This window comes from Flammeovirga sp. SubArs3, from assembly GCF_947387565.1.
In the GTDB taxonomy this organism is placed as follows: Bacteria; Bacteroidota; Bacteroidia; order Cytophagales; family Flammeovirgaceae; genus Flammeovirga; species Flammeovirga agarivorans.
The window spans coordinates 954793-975206 of the sequence record NZ_CANDOA010000001.1 but is presented as its reverse complement, the minus strand read 5'-3'; the positions used below and the strand labels follow the sequence as shown (position 1 = coordinate 975206).

The window sequence follows — 20414 nt, the reverse complement described above, 5'->3', positions numbered from 1 at the left end:
CTTAGTGTAAAGCTTCCGTTAATACTTTTACAATCTCCTCTTGGATACTACTGATGTTTTGCTCACAAGCTCTAAACTGTTCCAATAGTTCCTCTGGACTTGCCAAACTGTCTTCCGCTTGATGTGGATTTTTGATATCCAAATTGTAGTTTCTCTTCTTGATTTCTTCCGCAGACACTTTCCAAGCATATTGGTTTTCCTCACGGTTATTCCACCATGCTTTTTCTAAATCAAACTCTTTAATGTTGATCGGCTTTGACTTATTATAATTCTTTACCCCTTCAGGGTAAGGATGCTCAAAGTACCATACGTCTTCCGTAGGTGTCCCTTTCTCAAAGAACAATACATTGGTTTTAATACCTGTATAAGGATTAAATACGCCATTCGGTAGACGAACAATGGTATGCAAATTACATTTCTCCATCAGTTCCTCTTTGACACGCGTTTTCACCCCTTCACCAAACAAAGTACCATCAGGCAATACCACTGCACAACGTCCTTTATCTTTTAATAGCTTAATGATTAAAGCCAAGAATAAATCAGCCGTTTCTTTTGTACGAAATTTTTGAGGAAAGTTAGTTTCCGTACCGTCTTCTTCCACACCACCAAAAGGAGGATTGGTAAGGATGATATCTACTTTTTCATTACCACTCCAATCTGCATAAGGCTTTGTCAGGAGGTTATCTCTTCTTACCGCAGGAAGATCAAAACCATGCAACATTAAATTGGTTGTACACAACAAAGTTGGCAAAGGTTTCTTCTCAATACCACGAATCGCCGATTGCATAATTTGTGTATCCTCAGAAGTCTTCACTTGTTGGCTAACATGATCAATGGTACAAGTCAAGAAACCACCCGTACCACATGCAGGATCCATTACACTTTCACCCAACTGAGGGTTTAAGATATCCACCATAAACTGCGTTACTGCACGAGGCGTATAATACTCTCCCGAAGAACCTGCCGATTGCAATTCCTTCAAGATCGTCTCATAGATATCATTAAACATATGACGCTCTTCATTGCTATTAAAGTCGATCGTATTGATCACATTAATCACCTGACGGAAGAGCGTTCCGTTTTTCATATAGTTATAGGTATCATCAAATACAGAACGTATAATTCTCGCCTGAGGACTTTCCGTTATATCTAACTCCTTTAATTTCGGAAACAATGTATTATTGACAAACTCCATCAAATTATCACCTGTCAACCCTTCTTCATCTGCCGCCCAAATCTGCCACTTCAACTCTTCTGGAATTGGACTCTCATAATCGTCTATGGTAATCTCCCATTCCTCTTCTTTATCGGCAAAAATCTTCATAAATAGCATCCACACCATCTGTGAGATACGTTGTGCATCTCCGTCTACACCAGTGTCTTTACGCATGATGTCACGAATGCTTTTAATATTTGATGTTATTTGGCTCATTGTTGATCTAGAATCTTATTTTTATATTTTTTTCAATTTAGTAATTAAGCCATCATTATCATATAAAGATAATTGACCATTGGGTGTAAGTATGTAGTATTCACCAAAATCATTTCTGTAAGTGTACTTGGAGTTAGTTCCTACTTTTTTATACTTTAAATCTTTTACGCTTTCACTTCCGCTCTTAAACTTCAACTTCACTTTCAGGTTACCTTGTTCTTTATAAATTAGAACAGTATGTTCAATATATTGCATACTGTTATACCATTTCCCTATTACATCTCCATTAACTTCTTCTTTTACAATCTCATTTTTAACTTTCTGCTCTTCTTCTTTTGTTAGTCCGAGTATTTTAATCTCTAATGTTGGATTATAATGTGAAGTTGCCCATGCTCCATTATTTAATACCATATCAGGAAGTAAATACTCAATAAAAACATTTTGCTTGTCCAAATTCTCATTTTTTAACTGAACAGCAATATTATTTATTTGATTTTTTGTCAACTGACTTGGTATTCTAATCGAATACATTGCCTTCAAAGGGGTTTTCTCATTTCGAATTATAGTCCCTCCATATTCTTGAATAAAATCATGTTGAGGTGCAGAAGTATTACATCCAATAAAAATTACGGACATAAATAAAAATAGAAATACTGACTTTTTCATTTTTGTTTGTTATTGTTTTTTTGATTGATTTAAATGGAATCTTCTTCAATTTGTTTCAAAGACTTTCCTATGCTGTTTTTCCAACTTTCTGGTCCACTCCTAGCTGTTCCTGCAATTATAGCTGCCGCGTAGGAAGATGAACTCATTAAAACATCTTTTTTAAGGGTAAAGCATTTGTTACTTACTTCCACAATATTTTCATCATTAATTAGGTCTTCTCTTTTTTCTAATAATTTCTGTTTATACTTAATAAAGTTATCTGAAGTTTCTTTTACCATTTGAGACTCTTTTAATAAGACGAAGCCTTCATTACTTCTTTTGCCTTTTGCAGTTAGCCCTTTGATTTTGAAATAGAATATTTCTTCCTCTTCAGTTTCCGATTTCTTTTCTTCTTTATTAGAAGATGTAGCATCTAACTTTTCTAATAATGGATGGCCTAATGTTCCCATCACCATTTTAATATTATGAAGATATTCTTCCATAGCTGACCTCTCAGAACGTGGTAATGACGACTGAGGAGGCGTATTACCATTTTCAAGATCATAACGATCAGCATCAAGAGCTAAAACTGTAATTCGAGATTCTAGATACTTTATATGAGCTTTAGTCAAGTTCTCATCTTTACTGGTAAAGAACACTACCTCACTCCAAAAATCTTTATTCCTAAAATGATCCACCAAACGATCATATACGTTTTCTGACTCTCCTATATATACATTATTTCTACCATCAGTAGCATGTTGTTCTAATAGAAAATAAACACCTGGTCTTTGAGCTTCCTCCCAAGTTTTCAACTCAGAAAATTTACTCCTTGGACATGCTACCGCTTGTCCTGACCAATTGACAATTTCTACATGTCTCAATCCACTTGCAGAAGCATCTGATAAATATATTTTTATTGTTTTTCCAAACATTCTAATTGAATTGTAAAGTTTGTGCTAGTAAAAATTAAGCATATAATTCACTTTCAAGCTCTTTCACTGCTTGATCAAAATCTTTTTTCTTTCCAAAAGCTTTTACTAATTCTACAGGAGACCCTATTCGATCAAAAGGCTGTACTTTTAAGACGCCTCCCTGTTCGATAGAAACTATACCTTCCTCTTCATACTTCTCTAAAAGACTTGATAACACCTTCTGAGCTACATCCCCATATTTTGTAAAATAGTTTCTCTTTCTTACGTTATTTGCTCTATCTTTTCTAGTAAGTGCAGGTTGATCAAAGGCTATATGACAGATCAAATCAAAAGCATCCATATCTTTTCCTACTTCTTCTCTTAACGCATCTATCAAGATTCCTTGTTCTTTTAGTTCATCTATTATTGCCTCTTTTTTATCTGCATTATTCCACTTCTCTTTAAAAACTTCAATAGATGAGAATTCTCTTTGCACACTATTCTTTGTATAATCTTTAAGTGATTCTGTAATCAATTTACCATCAGGTCCATAATATTGTACCCTTTCATGTGCAACTGTTACTTTTACATCATTGACGTAATATTTACGAGGCTCATCTTCTTCATCCATATCACCAAAATCATGAGGTGGCACTCCCTCTTCACCATCTATTGGCTCACCGTCTTCTCCTAAAATCGGATCTTCTTCTGTTATATCCTCCTCTTCTGGCATAACGGGTTCATTCTCTTCCGGCTCATAAATTTGAACTGGATCACCATCAAAATCAGGATCTGCAAAAAGGTTCGTCACCTTTCTAAAGTCCATAACAGTAAAGAATACCTTACCATCTTGCTCCCTTATACGAGTACCTCTACCGACAATCTGCTTAAACTCAGTCATCGATCCGATATTTGTATCTAGCACTACTAATTTGACCATCTTAGTATCAATACCAGTAGTCAACATTTTAGAGGTGGTTGCAATAACAGGACATTTTTCCTCTACATCAGTAAAGTTATCTAACTCTCGTTTTCCTACTTCATCATCACCGGTAATTTTCACTACAAAATTCGGATGCTTTGCCACAAGATCTGCATTAGCATTAATCAAGGCTTGTCTCATCCTATTGGCATGATCTATATCTACACAAAATACAATGGTCTTTGCATAGCGATCAAACCCCTTTAAGTATTCCGTTATTTTTTGAGCAACTAAGTTTGTTCTTTCATCGATAGCAAGGTTACGATCATAATCCTTTAAGTTATAAATTCTATCTGCTACTTCATGTCCATATTTATCCAATTTTCCTCTTGTCGGTCTCCATCCTTCATCAATAGTAGTCGTGATACGTACTACTTTATAAGGAGCTAAGAATCCATCTTCAATACCTTGTTTTAAAGAGTAAGAATAAACAGGTTCACCAAAGTAATTAATGTTAGAAACATCCTTCGTTTCTTTAGGTGTAGCGGTTAAACCCACTTGTGTAGCACTACTAAAGTAATCCAACACCTCACGCCAAGCTGATGCTTCTGAAGCACTCCCTCTATGGCACTCATCTATGATAACTAGGTCAAAGAAATCAGGACTAAACTCTTTATACGCATTTTTTGTATCATCATTCCCCGTTAAACCTTGGTACAGTGCAAAGTATATTTGATAGGATTTATCAATTTTGCGATTCTTTATAATCGTCATAATATCATTACCAAAAGGAGAGAAGTCACCGTTTTTAGTTTGCGTCAAAAGAGCATTTCTATCTGCTAAAAATAGAATTCTCTTTTTAATCCCTGCTTTCCAAAGTCTCCATATAATATTAAAAGCAGTATACGTTTTACCTGTACCTGTAGCCATTACTAAAAGGATCCTATTCTGCCCTTTAGCTATTGCTTCAATAGTTCTATTAATGGCATTTTGTTGGTAGTATCTAGGTTTCATACCACCTTCATCAACATAATACTCTTGTTCTACAACCTTCTTTGCTGAGTCATCTTCAATCCCAATATATTTTAGATACTTATTCCATAAAGTTTCGGGAGAAGGAAAATCTTCTAGTGCGATTTCTTCCTCAGTATTGGTTGTCTTATCATGAAAAACGAAAGAATCTCCGTTAGAAGTAAAAACAAATGGTACTTGTAGAATCTCAGCATATTCTAATGCTTGTTGCATTCCAGAACCTACAGGTTTTTTATTATCCTTCGCTTCTATGATAGCGATTGCTTCATTAGGTTTATTGAATAGAATATAATCAGCTCTCTTACATTTCCCTCTTGCATGCATTTTACCCTGAACGATAATACGTCCATCCGTAAATGACACTTCTTCCCTTACTTGCTTTTTAATATTCCAACCTGCACCTACAATTGCTGGGGTAATGAATTTAGTACAGATATCTCTTTCCGACAGTTGTCTTTTGTTCATCAGTTTTGAAGATCTAGCTAATTATCAAATCAGAGTTTAAATATATCAATTTTGAATTTCATAAGTTTATTAAAGGTCTCAAATAACTAATTATCTTATAATAAATTTAGAAAAAATAAATATTTAAATTTTTTAGTCTATAGAAACTAAAAACATTGGTTCCAAATTTATTAAACAACAGTTATATTTTTAATATTTTAACGTTATTGAATAACGTGAATTTTCATTCAATATCAATCGTTTATAAGATTATAAAATAAATACTTAAATAAATTTTTATAATCATGAAAAAATTCATTCTATCTATTTCATTAATATTATCATTAATAGTTTCCGTAAATGCACAAAACCTTACTAAGAATCAAGTAGTACAGGCTCTAAATAAAGATCTACCAAGTAATTCAAAAGTCAAATGGGGTAATGATAATAAAGGGTCTTTAATCATCATTTTAAAATCTAGTGAAATCCTTTCAAATGTAGATCAAGTAGAATATGGCACAACACTTTTAAAAGTTACTTTATCCCAATGGCCAAGTCAAGTTTTTCAATTAATAAGAAATGCTGGATTTCAAACGATATATGTAAAATATGAAGGCTATAGATCATCTGATTTTTATGATGTTTCATACGGTGAATATTTTTAATAAAAAAAAACAAATCTTAGATCTAACCCTCCAATAAGTTAAAAAGAGAGTTAGATCTAAATTTAAGATAATTATTTAGTAATCAAGTTTATACCATCAATCCCCTACTCGATAAAACCTCTGGTAACACAATTTTACTTCTTTCTAATGCTTCTCACACAACCAATACACAATATAGCTCACATTCACTTTTTGGATACTATACTGTATATAAATACCATATTAACAAATTGAGACATTACGAATTGTACCAATTATTTATCCTTTTAAACAAAAAATTACAGGTTACTATATGAATGCACCATTTTTTACAAAGAAGAAGGAAGGAAAATTTAATATTGGTTACAGAGCTATTATCGAAGCCTTAGAATTACCAATGATCTATTCTACTTCACTTCATGATAAAAAAATAAAACACTTTCCAAAAGGTATAGGAGACACTACTCTAGTAGCTTCTTTGTTTTCTCATTTACATTTTGGCCTAAAAAATGAAGCTTTCAAAAAGTTCTTTAATCTAAAATTATATGCCATTAAGATAATTCCAATCACCCCCTCCTCAACAACACCTCCGGCAGCACAATCTTCACCTCTTGCTCATGTTCCTCACTCCACCAATATACTATATAACTCACCTTTACTTTTCTGATGGTATACCCTTTCATTTCATATCTCTTTAAATCTTCCTGAAATGCTTTTGAGAATTTTAATATTGGGAAATGATCCTGGAAATAGCAGCCTTCATTATCAAAAGTAAGTTCATCTCCTGTTTTTAATTTTGATATTAGAGTTTGCATACGAACAAAATAACTTAACCAAAGATCTTTGTGAGTAGTCTGAAGCAACAAAAGTTTTGATGGCTCATATTGTTCATCATCTTGCTTCCAAAGCAAATTAGGGATAGCGATATTGTTAAGGTAATTCTTATTGGTGTGTATAAATAAATTGTGTTTTGCTCTTGTGAAGGCGACGTATAATTCTCGTTTTTTAGCATCTACATTATCGATTTTGTCTTTCAACATGATAAAGACATTATCAAATTCTTTTCCTTTTGATTTATGAATAGTAGATACCAATATCGTTTCTTCTTCTGAGTTGATAAAGTCTTCCAGCTTAGACTCTTTGATGAAAATTTCTAGATCTGATTTGTACTTGATTTTAGGGTATAAATCATGGAACGCAGAGGTAATATTCAAACAAACTTCTAGATGAGGACTGTCCTTAAATTCTATCTTAATTTTATTGATGGCTGCTTTCCAAACCTGATTATCAATAATTGCTTCAGAATTTTGAAAATCGATGGCTGAGATGAACTTTCTGATTTCAAATAAATTGAAGAGATTAAATCCTTCATTGGTTTGAATGAGTTTGGCTTTCTTCCCCATCATGTTCAACATTCCTGCTATTTGAAGAGCGTCTACATTGTAATGGGTAAGAATACATGTAGACCCTTTTAATTCACTACGATACACTTTTCTTACCACAGCTTCCGTTAGATGTGCTGACGAATATTTGGTCAATTCTACGGTTCCATCCATTTTAGATTTAGGTGTGATTGGGTTTTCCTTCAACCTATTTTGGATCTTTTGAACAAACTGATTGGAATACTCTACCAGTGATTTATCACTTCTATAATTCTCTGTTAATTCAATCTTTTTCGCTTGATGTTCATGTATAAAATTTTCCAGATATTTTGATGACGCCCCTCTAAATTCATAGATGTTCTGATCGTCATCTCCCACCATAATCACCCTCATATCATCATTCACCTCCATTAAAGCAGATACTAAATCGAATTCATCTTCGTCCATATCCTGGGCTTCGTCAATTACTAAAACTGTTTTGGTAATATTCGATGGCTCTATCTCTTTACTACGAATCATTTCTACCGTAGAAGCAATTACATTTTTAGCCTTTTCTAAATCACCTACCCTTCCCAATATCTCAAAGCAATAGGAATGAAACGTCATTATTTCTATTCCATAAACGGCATTACCAATCAGTTCTTTCAAACGCATCTTAAACTCAGTGGCTGCTGCTCTAGAAAATGTCAACATCAAAAGTTGTTCGTGCTTTACATCTTCCATTAAAATTAAAGAAGCGAGTTTATGGACTAATACCCTCGTTTTTCCACTTCCAGGTCCTGCCAATACAGAAATGTACTCCGATTTATTATTCGTAATAATACTATTTTGAGTTATGGACAACCCACCAAACAATTGTTCATATTTTGCAGGAGTGATGTTTTGCTTCAATTCCTTTCCTTTATTTCCTTTGAAATATTTCTTCAGAAAGTCTGCGTATTCTAAATGGAAATAATCCTCTGTAAATTGTAAAGCTGACTTATAATCATCAATCATTTTGTTGGCATATTCCCCAACAATATGTATTTGTTCTGTTTTACTTTGATAATAATCTTCTAACTTTTTATAATCCGATTTTTTATACTTAATCGCATTATTTTTCTCTATACGATCGACTTTGATTTTATTGTAAGTGATCAAAAATCCTCCATCAATCTTTATTGCATCAATTCTTGACAAATAGAAAAGTGCATCTTCCACATCCTTTATATTAGGATGGATCTTATCAATAGACGAAACATTTTTATATTCGATATATCTTAGTAATTCTAAAACAGAAAAATGGATTAAAATTTCCTTACTTGAAGAGGGTTGTTCATTACTTTTTATAAATAAGTATTCTACAATTAATTGGGCTACTTTATATCGTAAATTAATTTTCTCTTTGAACGTCTCTCTAGGCAATTTACTTTTCACCAACAAATGATGATTAGAAAACTCATCTTTCTTTCTCTTGATACAATTGGTAATCACCCAAAAGTTTAAAATGGTTTTTATCTTTTGAGGATTTACTTTGGTCACATTTTCAGCTTCACCTTTTTCATTTAACTCTTTGATATGGTATTGGCCTTCTTCCTCAGTAAACTCATTCATCAAGAACCTTTCGATACCGATGAACCATCTCAATATATTCAAAGATGTATTTTGTTTGTCTTCCTTTTTGATGAAAGCTGTAAGATCTTTAGCATCAGAAAGTATCCCTTCTTCTCTCATTAAGGAAATGCTTTCAATGACTTCTTCTTTACTTAATCCAAGATGATCAGAGATATAATCCACCCTTGTTTCTGCCTTTTCATCATCTTCTTTAATTCTAGTTTTTGATGAAAACAGCTTCTTTATCACTCGAATCGCATTTTGCTTTTGATCCTCATTAAATCGAGGAGAATCATAAATCTTATCAATCGCTTCTTGAGCATTTTTCGATTGGATACTATCTGCAAATACTTGAGGCATGTTTTGTCCTCGTTTCACATATCCAGCATCTTCTAAAGCTGCTATTGCAGTAGTGACTCTTGTTTCTAATTCTTTGATACTATCGTCCCAACCCGCTTTTCTTGCAATTTCTAAAGCAGAATTAGACACACTATTTCTAAAAACAGACAATTGCTTGATGGCACTCCATATCTGTTTTATTTCATTGAAATTTAATTTTGTCTGATTTAATAGAAGAAAATGCTTATCTAAATCTTCTTCATTAAAAAGCACAAAACATTCTGCTGTTAAACTCTGATCTCTACCTGCCCTTCCTGCTTCTTGAACATAATTTTCTAGAGAATCGGATACCTCGAAATGTACTACCATTCGAACATCACTTTTATCTACTCCCATACCGAAAGCAGACGTAGCCACCATAATATCTACTTCTCCATTGATAAAAAGTTCCTGATTTTCCGACTTCTCATTTTTATCCATCTTACCATGATAAGCCCTGGCACAAAAACCATCTTGGTTCAATTGTTCAGCTACTTTATACGCCTTTTTTGTTCTAGACACGTAAACGATAGTCGGACATTGTTTCGCCTCCAATAACTCTCGCAGCTTCGCATATTTTTCTTTATCTCCTTTCTTAGGAATTACCTGATAACTTAAATTAGTTCTTGATGCTTTTGAGCTAAACTCTTTTAAATCAAGAGAGAGTTTGCTTGCAAAATAGAACTTGATATCGTTGACTACTTGCTTCTTTGCAGTGGCGGTAAAGCATGAAATAGGAATGGTATAATCAAGATTTTTCTTTTCCTGCAGATTCTTGATAAAATCAGCAATATATAAATAATCCACCCTAAAGTCTTGTCCCCAAGACGAAAAACAATGGGCTTCATCAATGACAAATCGAACGACATTTCGTCCAAGCAAAAGCCTTTCTATTGACCTTGACCGTAGTGATTCTGGAGAAATATATAATAAAGAAGCCTTCCCGTCCTCGACTCTTTCAAAAGACTTTGCCCTCTCAATAGGGTCTAATAATCCATTAATCGTAACCGCATCTGTGATACTAGATTTCTCCAAGTTATCCACCTGATCTTTCATCAAAGATTGTAATGGAGAAATGACGACTGTTAACCCTTTTACATTGTCTCCACTCATCAAAGCAGGTACTTGAAAGGTAATCGATTTACCTCCACCTGTAGGAAATATAGCTAAGATGGAGTCATTATTAATGGCAGCGTTTACAGCATCTTCTTGAAGTGACTTCCCTTCAAACTTACGGTAATCAGGATAGCCAAAATATTTTTGTAAGCCTTCCTTGGCATCTAATTTCTGTTTACAATAATTACAGTTCGAAGAACATTTTGTATTACGAAGAAGACGAAATACATTTTCAATCTCAGGGTATGTTCTCAAGACCCAAGGAGGAGTAATTGAATATTTACTCCTTATCGAAATCAAAGATAATACATAAGCCAACTCAATCGGACGATCGGAAACTATTTCTGATAGTTCATCTATATTGTCGCATATCTCATCTTTAAATCTTTTTCTAATCAAAGTGATTGGATCTGAATCAGATTCTTTATACCCAATGTATTTGAAGAAAGACAAAAACTCCTTTTTGTCTTTCAATAATGAGTAAAAAATTGACTTTAATTCATCATCTAATTTATGAAAGGCGGAGATTTCATCTTGTAAAAGATCTTTTGCTTTTAGACAATCATTTAATGGATTATTCAGCTCTTCGGTTTGAAGTTTATCGTCTTTTAGAAGATGGTGATAAGGCTTTGTTGGAAAAAGTAAAGGCGACCAATGTAACGTATCAATCAAATGTTTATCATCAAAAGAAACGATGTATTGTCTTTCAATAATGGGTATATCATGGACAAATATATTATGTCCACAAATAAAATCTTTGGTTTGAATACATTGAAGTAGGTCCTTATTTGATGTTGAATGAGATTTCATTCCATCGCTAGTCAATACACCAATATCTTCAATTTTTTTTGATTTTACATTAACCTCAATATCAATAAATGCAATAGTTCTCATTTAAAAATAAATATAACAAATCACATTTATTATTTAAATATTGCATTAATTTTAGTTAACAGGATTTTTAGTTTTCTACTCTTAAGGACCAGGCTCCTTTTTTTCTACTACTCTATTCTCCTTTGAAATAATTTGTACTTCTACTTCTAGCTTTTCCTTTTAAACTGTCCTAAAATAACGACGATACATAAACACAATCGTTATTATGGAAGAAAATAAAAGCCAATACATTTAGCGTACTCAGAAGGGTTTTACCTTGTCCTTAAAACTTCAAATTGTACCAGAAGTGGAAATTGATCAATTGAGTTTAAAGTGGCTTAAGGTAAATATGGAATTCAAGGTGATCGAATAGTACAGACTTGGTTACAAAAATATGGTAACTTTGATTGGAAACATAAATTGAATACTAGAAAAAAATACCTGAGCAAGAGTTATTAGAACTTAAAATGTAATAGGAGGCTGCTAAGAAAAAAATAAGACACAATAATTAATCAATTACTGAGTTTTATCTTAATTTATTTTAAACTGAAAAAACTGTATCATTATTTCAGAGAATTACAGAAAAAACATGAATTTTAATAGCCATAAATCCAAAGTATGACTATACCAACTAAATTATAAATACGGTTATATTTTCACATCCTTCTATTACTTTAAAATAAAAAATCTATTCCTAAAAATATTTTTTTACCTTAGTAAATCATTTATAATATTTACCTACAATAATGTTGACTTTCAAACGTATCACGCTACTACTTACATTTACCTTCTTCTCTCTACTACTATTTGCCCAAGAACAAATAGATACCAATAGTACCAACAGAGGCCTTACTCCTAAAATAGACAATTATAGCTCTAAAATTACTGATAGCCGTAAATATGCTCTGATTATTGGCTCTGATCAATATGAAGGTAAACCTATGTGGAGTGACCTTAAAAATGCAGAGTATGATGCAACAAGTATGAAAGAACTATTAGAAGTTAAATATAATTTTGAAACCGAACTATTACTTTCTCCTACAAAAAATGATGTTTTAAAGACAATTATATCTTACCATGATAAACTTAAAAGAGATGATCGATTTCTAGTTTTTATTGCTGGTCATGGGGATTATGATAAGACTATTTATAATGATGGTTTTTTAGTTTTCAAAGATACAAAACCATCTACTGAAGATTTTGCAAGAAGCACTTATTTAGCATATAATCAACTCAATGGAATTCTTAATTCTTTACCTTCTAAACATGTTGGAATTATTTTAGATGTTTGCTTTGGAGGAACATTTAATAACAAAGTAAACTCTTATCGATCTGGAAATAAGGTTTATGACTCAAAAAGTACTACGACATATGCCAAACAGAAATTAGCTAAAAAATCAAGATTATTCTTAACATCAGGTGCATTAGAACCTGTACCCGATGGGTATGCTGAAAAGCACTCACCTTTTTGTTATTTACTACTTGATGCTTTAGAAAATGGTGATAAAAATGGACATCCTATCACACTGTCATGGCTCCACCAACAAGCTCAGTTAAATATAACAGAATCAATGTATGGTTTCTTTGGAGATAACCAACCTGGAAGCGAGTTTATCATTGGAGGAATAAAAAGTAGTGATAACTCATCTCTTGTGAACAAATTATTGGAAGAGAAAAACCTTAAGTTAGAAGCCGAAAGGAGGGAGAGAGAGGCAAGAAGCCTTGTACTTACTCAAGACGCTAGAGAGGCTTATGCTCAGAAGAACTATGCTGATGTTGTACGAAACCTAGTAGATGCTTATGAATTAGATAGTACTAATTATGACCTTCAAAAAGTATATTATAAGATGATGTTAGAACATGATTCTTTATACTTTAGTCAAAAGTTAAGTGAGCCTCCTCTTCCACAACAAAAATTAATCAAAACTGACTCTTCTGTTATTTCCGATTTTTCTTATTATGGGATCAGTGTAGATTATGAAGGACGAAAAATATTTGCCTATTCTGATAATCCATATAACCGATTATACCATATTCTTGACTTTAATGGAAATGTATTAAAATCATTCGATAAAGAATTCAATTTCAACTCTGCTATTTTTAAGAATAATAGAATATATACATATTATGATGGAAAACTTAATGTATACAATGATGAATTTAAAAAAGTCTATGATTTCAAAATCAATAATGATATATCTATAAATAACAAAGGAGCTTTTCAAGTCTCAAAAGATGAATTGATTGTAATAGAAGAATCAAAAGGCTCTTATATGTTCTATAAACGGAACAAAAAAATAGCGAATATTAAAATTGAGAACTCTGACTTTGTCAGTAATATTTTCTTTGATAAGAACCAGAATATTACATTTTGTTATCATAAAATGACGAAAAATAATGAAGGTGAAAGTAGAGAGTATATTACGTATAACTTGAAAGGTAAAAAAGTCAAAACTATACCACAAAAAGATAATTTTTATTATTCATTCAGAAATATATTTAGCTCTTCCGATGGACATGTTTTATTAACTATCAATAACAATGTTCTTTTAGATGAAATCCAAATGAATAACGATTCTATTGATTATATTTTTTACATCAATAAAAGTTTCAAGCTTACTAAAGAGAAATTTGAATTACGAGACGACAAAACTACATATATCAAAGAAGTTAATGACTCTTTAAAGATTAGTAACAGTAATGATTACCCTCATGACTTTCTTTTATTGAATGATTCTATTGTTGTCATTGCACATAAACATGACATCCTTATAAAATCTATTTCTTCAAATAAGATAATTTCAAGATTTAAAATAAATGGTTACTTTGTTAGAATGTATACTAATGGCAATGGATTTTATTTACTAACAAATAAATCTATACAGCACATTTCCAAAAATGGAACTATTATAAATGAAACAAAATTACCTTTAAGCACTTGTATTGATTTTTCATTTTCACCAAAAAATGAAACTATTATAGTATATTATTGGAATGGAAGATTTTCTGTTCTAAATAAAAATTTGAGATTTAAATGTCTACTTTTTAATAGTGATGACGGTCCTATTGATACTAGAAGAAGTGCTTATTTTTTAAATGAAGAAACATTTATAATCAATGGTGGATTTTATGAAGTTTATGAACAAAAAAAATTAGAAGGGAAACCAATAATTTTTAATTCTAAAGGTGAAATAATTAAAATACTACCTGGAACTATTATAAATCAATATTGGACAAACGATAATTGGATGGATAAGATTATTAGAATAAAAAATAATCATTATATATTACTAACTGCAGAAGAAAATACTAAGAAACCTTATATGTATGAGATAAACTCAGATGGTGAAATAATATATTTATTTCAAAAAGAATTAGAGTCATATAATCATCCATTAAGTTATTCTGATAAATTAAATCATTTAGACTCTTTATCATTTTCTTTTTTGTCTAGTATTGATGAAGATTGGGCTTATAAATGGTTTGATAATGGTTGGAATAGGGTTGAAAGCTCTAATTTGATTTATGGTGTATCTTTAAATGTTAATTATAATATCTTTAATTTTTTAGATAAAAGAACATTACCAGTAAGAAAAAAAACTGTCACTAGAATTAACAACAAATTAACCCCGATACTATTAACAGACCAAGTAGAAGTATTTAACTCCCAATATACTCATACCAATCAAATAAATATTAAATATGACGATAGTAAAACAATCAATGATAGTTTGTTCTCATTATCAAATCATAATATACTAGATAATAAAGTTGTCACAGATATTTCAATTTTTAATATAAATAGCAAAGAAATTATTTATAAATTAAATAAACCAATTCAACTTGAAAACACTTCTATTTCATATCATGTTATTAATGAAATACTAAAAATTCAATTATACTCTCATATTGGAGGATCCTTTTCAACCATATTGGTAAATTTGACTAATAGAAATTTCACAGATCCAATACCATTTGAAATAAATAATAATGATTTAGATACTAACTCTAGTAAATACATAGCTTATTATTCATATCAAAATAATACTATTTTAAATCTACTTAATAGAAATACTTTGAGAACAATATGTTTGTTTAATCAAAATGAGCAAATTTCTAATAACCAATCTTACAACAGAAGAATAATAAATATTGGTGAAGACATTTATGTTAAAACTTATAACACACTGTATTTTCTTGATGTACCAAACAAAAGTCTTAATCCAATAAAAGAATTCAAGCCTATTACTCAGAAAAATGATTTTAATATATATTCATCAAAAACATTTACGACTCTTTCAAAAGAATATTATATAAAAGATAACCACGACCCTGATACCCCAAATAAATTTACTTTTCAAGATTCCGTGTTTAAACATATTGAAATTCCATCTAATCATGATGACGATTATATTCACGTCCTTTTTAAGAAGGATAAATTCATTGTATTACAAAATGAAAGAGATTCATATTTTTTTAATTACTATGTGGGTAAGAACAGGTTAGAATACCTTAATAAAGGTCCTAATTATAATTCTATAAACTTTTTTAATCATGAGAATTTATTTATCGGGATTAAAGATAATAAGGTCAGTATTCTAAATAATGAGGGAAAACATTTGGTCACTTTAAGTTTTAATAGAAAAATTCTTTCTGCTAACTTTTATTCTGGGTATCTAAAAATCATCTCTAATTCCGATGGATTATATGAAGGTGAAATCAGCTTACAGGAAAATAAAAATAATGTACATTGTATACCTCTCATTAAAAATGGTTTACTGAATCTTAAAAAAACTGTTTTATTTGAATAAAAATAACATAATCTATTAGTGTGAACCATGTTATATGATACTTTTAAAATTCTATCGAAATGTTCATAACGTTTAGCCTAATAATTGTGTTAGAGACCCTAGTCCATTAAAAGAAGGATTACGACAGCATAATGGTCATAGGAAAAGTAAGATCCACAAAATTGGGAATAGTCAACTTCTGACTTCCCCTCAACCACCCAGGATTTAAATCCTAGGTTGTTGAGGAAAATCCATTGAAAATCCATCCCTTTATTTCAACTCCACTCTCCCCTACAACCGAACATCACCAACACTCACCGTATTCATTAATCTATTGTACTCCTCAATGCGTTGGGTGTTAGGGGCATTGTCGAAAAAACGAACATTCTCACCGATACGGTCTTTATCGCCCAATTCTTTTCTGGCTGTTTCGATTTTCGACATAAGTTCTTTTACCTTTTCTGGATATTGATCAGCGACATTGAATTGCTCTTCTTTATCTGTAGAAAGGTTGTAGAGTTGTATTTCGCTTACTCCATCAATCTTTCTTTTTGCCCATTTCATAAATTTAGGTTTTGCTTGTCGAGGAAGTACCAGCTTCCAATCCTTATCTCTAACACCATGCAAATGAGTATAAGAATAGTAGTAATAATACTGAAGGCTACTTTCCGCTCCTTCAAGGATTACCTCTGTAAAATCTTTGCCATCTATGGTGAGATTTTGAGGTATTCTAGCATTGGCTAGATTTGAAAAAGTAGGAAAAAAGTCCATGGTAGTTAATAATTCATGGTTCGTTTGGCCTTCTTTCATTTTTCCTTTCCACTGCATAATACAAGGGACTCTTACACCTCCTTCCCATGTTTGCGTTTTATTCCCTCTTAAAGGATATGCACTTCCTCCATGGTCCCCAATTTTATCTTCGACCCAAGGGCCATTATCAGAAGTGAAAATAACTAATGTATTCTCCTCTAATCCTTCTTCTTTTAATGTTTTAAGTACCTCCCCAACACTCCAATCCAACTCTTCAATAACATCTCCATAAAAACCTCCTTCAGAAGTACCTCTAAAATTTTGTGAAGCTCCCAAAGGTACGTGGGGCATATTATGTGCTAGGTATAAAAAGAAGGGACGACTTTTATTCTCTTTAATAAAGGTGGTCGCTTTCTGCGTATACATGCTCGTCAGTAATCCCATTTCTTTTACCGTATTGATGGTCATAACTGTGTCCGTATTATTAAGTACAGTTGCTCTAAATTTAGGGTTATCCTCAATCAATTTCGTATTTCCATTGTATTTAGGTGTTCCGTAAAATAGGTCAAAACCCTGATCTAATGGCATTTGTCCTACACTTTCCCCTGCATGCCATTTCCCTATGCAGGCAGAAGTATAACCTTCAGTTTTTAGCATTTCCGCTATAGTTATTTCGTTTGGATGAAGTTTCGTATGAAAGTTCTTCACATTATTCGGTTCGGCTATTCTAATGGGGTAACAACCGGTTAACAATGCTGCTCTTGAAGGTCCACAAAGCGGTTGTGCATAGAAATTTGTAAACTTTATTCCTTCTTTTACCATCTGATCTAGATGAGGTGTTTTGATTTTTGGGGCTCCATAAGAGGCTATATCATTGTACCCTAAATCGTCCGTAAGAATAAGTACAATATTGGGTTTGTCCGTTGTTTTATCTTTATCAAAAGTATTTTTATGACAACTTATTAGTATAAAAACTAAGGGTAGAAAGAGGTGTATTTTTTTCATTTCATTTTTTCTTATGTACTATTCAATCTTAAGGTTGAAGTATAAATCCTCTACAACTAATCATATATTTGTATTTTGTATTTCATATTTAAAATTTATGAAATCAACTTTCCTACAAATTGTATATTTGTTGTATTAAAAAATTGGTAGTTCCTTCTACTAGTTAGAAAAATCGTTAGCTATGTAATAGCTTGAATTCAATAAAAAATAGCAGAGACTATTCAAAAAATTAATTTTTGGAAATGAGTAAGCCATCTTCCATCAATTCTTTGCTTGATGATACTCTTATTAACCGTTTATAGCTTTAATTCCAATACAACGAGTATTTGCTATAGGTAGATTTCTAATTCTTAAATCATTCTCGGTCTTCTTCACCTTTGCATTCTCCCCTTATTCTTATTAATATTGTATAGTATAACTATTGTAGAAATATCAACTAATTAACTAATGAAACTTTTTAACTCTTCATGGCTATCTCTGTCTGTGTTAGCCTTTGTTTTTTTCTATTCATGTGATGCTACCAAAGATGAGCAAACTACAGAATGGGAAAACGGTAATCTCGTATTATCTGAGATGCATCTTAACATTGAAACTTCTGTACACTCTGAAATTTTAGCACTTGAGCCTTCTGATGTCTTGATTACTGCTACTTTATCGGGTAGACAAGCTGGACATGAAATAACAAACGAAACTCATGAACTAGGGGTTGGATCTTATACGGTGAATATCACGAATAACCCTGAGAGTATCGGTACTCCTGCTTTTAAATATGAAACTACGATTGATATCAAAGCCAATGAGGATACAAATTTATCCTTCGAGGAGAAACTTACTGATATCAATGTTTTAGTTATTGAGCTTGAGGAAGAGTATAAAAATGCATTCAAAAACTTAAGCTTAGAGATTACAGCATTAGATGGTACGCTATTAGCAAGTACAGATCAAGTGGGTGAAAATAAAGCGATCTACCCTATAAGCGGTGCCTTTTTTATTACTGCGGTCTCTGAAGATGCAAAGAACTCAAAGTTCTTAACTTCGTATGCTGAATTTAGTTCTATCAGTACATCTAGTAGTATCGTCAAAACGTCTGATATTATTGATTTACAAGAAGGCTTTTCGGATAAAGCTACTCTATTAGCTATAAAAGACGTTTTCTATCAAATCGATGAGACTAACTTGGATCGATACAATTGGGATGCTTCACTTGAACTTAAAGATTTTACGAATGTTGAAGTAAATGGCGATAATAGAATTAGAGAACTCTATATTTGGGGACTAGATCGAGATTTCCAGTTACATGGAAAATTAATGTTTCCTAGAGATCTTGCTAACCTTACTGATGTAGTAAACCTAAAGTTTAACTATAATTACTTCAGTCTCTTCCCTAATGAAATCAACCAACTGACAAAATTAAAGATCTTTAATGTTTACGATACAAGTTTTGATGATTTACCAAGTACTCTTGCTGAATTATCAATTACTGAGTTGAATATGGGACAAACAATTATTTCAGGTCCCTTGCCAGCTGTAGTGACAAAAATGAAGACCCTAGAAAAATTGTCTATTTCAGACAACGGTAACATGGATCCTACTCCAGACCTTAGTGTATTGCCTAACTTAGAGGTTTTATATATGAGTTATTGCTGGGATGCCTTTAGAACACTTCCGAATTGGTTATTCAAGTGTACTAAATTGAAAGCGTTGAGCTTCAGTGGAAACTACATAAAGAGTATACCAAATGACATCAATAAATTAGTCAATTTAGAGGTACTTTATATGGGGAGTAATGAAATTACTTACTTACCAGAAAGCTTGGCAGACCTAACGAAATTAAAGTCGTTATTTGTTGGTTCAAACAAGATTAATACTGAATTTCCGTCTTTCTTACTCGAGTATGAGCACATGGAAAATCTATATCTTAATTATAATGAGTTTACAGGTGAAATTCCTGAAGGATTAAGTAACCTTACCAATCTTAAAATACTAAAATTAGAAGGTAACTCTTTTACAGGTGAAATTCCTCAAGCAATTTTAGATATGGATTTAGAAGAGTTGACTTTTGATGAAGCCAACGAAAGAACAATGTAATATATTTATCGTATTACACAAATAAAAAAAGGCTTAACATAGGTAGAAAGAAACAATTTCTCCTATGTTAAGCTTTTTCTTTTTCCTATTATCTAAGTACACTTTTACTATTTATTCCATTGTTTTTGCTCCTAACTATCTTTCGATGGAAATGATTTCACCTTTGAAATATCAACGATAACCCATTTCTTACATAAGATTCCTGTTTTATCCCAACTAACACATACTACTTATAATCAATTACTTACAAAACTCAATACTGTAAGTGAAGGTTTTGAAAGATATGAGTACGGTAGAGTCTACTCCAATGTGCTAAAATTGTAACAACAACACTTACAAGAAATCAATTCTCTACTGAGTTATAATACAGCTCTTTACATCTAAATAAAAGTAACATGAAAATACT

Annotated in this window: 9 protein-coding genes; 3 read left to right on the top strand and 6 right to left on the bottom strand. The window is 31.8% G+C overall.

Features of this window, described 5'->3' with window-relative positions:
• Nucleotide 1: 1 nt before the first annotated feature.
• Genes QL232_RS03505 through QL232_RS03490 form a run of 4 tightly spaced genes read right to left on the bottom strand, consistent with a single transcriptional unit; the run spans nt 2 to nt 5410 of the window.
• Nucleotides 2–1432, bottom strand: coding sequence for a type I restriction-modification system subunit M (locus tag QL232_RS03505; protein WP_281613108.1), 1431 nt, complete (start codon nt 1430–1432; stop codon nt 2–4).
• Between the two features lie 21 nt (nt 1433–1453).
• A complete protein-coding gene (locus QL232_RS03500) occupies nt 1454–2098 on the bottom strand; it encodes a hypothetical protein (RefSeq protein ID WP_281613107.1) in 645 nt (214 codons plus the stop codon).
• A gap of 29 nt (nt 2099–2127) precedes the next feature.
• Complete coding sequence (locus tag QL232_RS03495) at nt 2128–3012, bottom strand: GIY-YIG nuclease family protein (RefSeq protein ID WP_281613106.1); 885 nt, start codon at nt 3010–3012, stop codon at nt 2128–2130.
• Between the two features lie 34 nt (nt 3013–3046).
• Nucleotides 3047–5410 carry a DEAD/DEAH box helicase family protein gene (locus QL232_RS03490; RefSeq protein ID WP_281613105.1) on the bottom strand — a complete coding sequence of 788 codons (2364 nt, stop codon included), beginning with the start codon at nt 5408–5410 and terminating at the stop codon, nt 3047–3049.
• 284 nt (nt 5411–5694) lie between these two features.
• Here QL232_RS03490 and QL232_RS03485 point away from each other — a divergent pair, with 284 nt between their 5' ends.
• Nucleotides 5695–6054, top strand: a complete 360-nt coding sequence (locus tag QL232_RS03485) for a hypothetical protein (RefSeq protein WP_281613104.1) — start codon at nt 5695–5697, stop codon at nt 6052–6054.
• 545 nt (nt 6055–6599) lie between these two features.
• Here the strand turns inward: QL232_RS03485 and QL232_RS03480 are convergent.
• The gene (locus QL232_RS03480) at nt 6600–11396 is read right to left on the bottom strand and encodes a RecQ family ATP-dependent DNA helicase (protein ID WP_281613103.1); all 4797 of its coding nucleotides are present in this window, start codon (nt 11394–11396) and stop codon (nt 6600–6602) included.
• Between the two features lie 725 nt (nt 11397–12121).
• Between QL232_RS03480 and QL232_RS03475 the strand changes: the two genes are divergently transcribed.
• Complete coding sequence (locus QL232_RS03475) at nt 12122–16186, top strand: caspase family protein (protein WP_281613102.1); 4065 nt, start codon at nt 12122–12124, stop codon at nt 16184–16186.
• Between the two features lie 270 nt (nt 16187–16456).
• Here QL232_RS03475 and QL232_RS03470 read toward each other — a convergent pair whose 3' ends face one another.
• Nucleotides 16457–17920, bottom strand: coding sequence for a sulfatase (locus QL232_RS03470; RefSeq protein ID WP_281613101.1), 1464 nt, complete (start codon nt 17918–17920; stop codon nt 16457–16459).
• Nucleotides 17921–18367: 447 nt separating this feature from the next.
• Between QL232_RS03470 and QL232_RS03465 the strand changes: the two genes are divergently transcribed.
• The gene (locus QL232_RS03465) at nt 18368–20008 is read left to right on the top strand and encodes a leucine-rich repeat domain-containing protein (RefSeq protein WP_281613100.1); all 1641 of its coding nucleotides are present in this window, start codon (nt 18368–18370) and stop codon (nt 20006–20008) included.
• Nucleotides 20009–20414 lie beyond the last annotated feature (406 nt).